Raw genomic sequence first — 1,239 nt, forward strand, 5'->3', positions numbered from 1 at the left:
TTTCAGCGTCCCACTTTCCTTGATGTTGTCTAATTCCGTCGCTGTAATTGAAGCCCTCAAAACTGGCGATATTGCGTTCTGCTAGCCCCCATAAGGGCGGGCCAACCACCGTTACGCCATTCGGCTCAAATTGATGGCAGGCTTTACAAACCATGGCTTGCTGCTCGCCTGCTGCAATCAACTCGTCGTTATTCGCAAGTACAGGGTCACTCAACAAAGCCAAAAGGGTGAAAGCGAGCGGGAGTACCCGCTCTGATGGTTGTTTTGTTCTCACCGTGTTATGTCCCCTAAGTTCTCACCATTCTGCTACAGACTCTTTAGCTTCGTACAATCAATGCAATGCGGTGGAAAGTGTTGTTGAGGTAACCTTTCGGATTCCATGCGATGGCAAAAGGCTGGCTGACGCCTTGATCGTCAGTCGCTTTCGCCCACACTTCGTAGTAACCCGCTTGAGGGAACCTCACCTTAGCATTGAACGTTTGCCAAGCACCGTCGTTAGCAGGAGCTGCGAGGTCGGCATCCATCCATGTTGCGCCAAAATCAATCGAAATCTGCACTTTGATCACTTTTCGGTCGCCAGACCAAGCATGTCCGCGAATGGCGATTTCATTGCCATTGACTTCTGTGTTGGTTTGCGGAGATGTGATGAGTGATTTTACTGGCATGCGCTCTATGATCTCGAAATCCTCTTTCGCCACGTTTTCTCCCGGGGCGACAGGTCGGTTAGGGACTCTATAGGAAGTGCCTGTCATCTTTGGTCCATCGTGTATTTGATCGCGAATTTGAATGCGAGTGAGCCATTTTTGCGAACAAGAACCTGGCCAACCTGGAACCACTAAACGCAATGGCGCACCATTCATCGGGTGAAGTGCTTCGCCGTTTTGGGCAAAGGCGATGAGATTTTCACTGCCCATGGCTTTAGCAATGGGGACGCCACGAGAAATTGGCAACTTGCCTTCTTTGCCTGAAAGATGCTTGTCGGCACCATAGTGCGCGGTGTAAATGGCTCCGTCTTTTACGCCTGCGGCTTTGAGCACGTCGGCCAAGCGAACGCCTGTCCAACTGGAGCAAGCCACAGCGCCGTAAGTCCATTGATTACCGGATGCTTTGGGATCAAAGAAAGCACGGCCGTTACCGCCACATTCAACGACCAGTTGTTGCTCTACGACATCGAAGTTCTTTTTGAGATCGGCAATCGACAGCGACATTGGTTTGTCGACCAATCCATCAATGGTCAAC

The 1,239-nt window shown here is 50.8% G+C and carries 2 protein-coding genes; both read right to left on the reverse strand.

Features of this window, described 5'->3' with window-relative positions; translation table 11 throughout:
- On the reverse strand, positions 1-274 hold a 274-nt coding region (locus R7P72_RS24920; protein ID WP_318110947.1), incomplete at its 3' end, for a c-type cytochrome.
- Positions 275-317: 43 nt separating this feature from the next.
- On the reverse strand, positions 318-1,239 hold a 922-nt coding region (locus R7P72_RS24925; protein ID WP_318110948.1), incomplete at its 5' end, for a sulfite oxidase.

The organism is Vibrio sp. Vb0888, assembly GCF_033338835.1.
Classification (GTDB): domain Bacteria; phylum Pseudomonadota; class Gammaproteobacteria; order Enterobacterales; family Vibrionaceae; genus Vibrio; species Vibrio alginolyticus.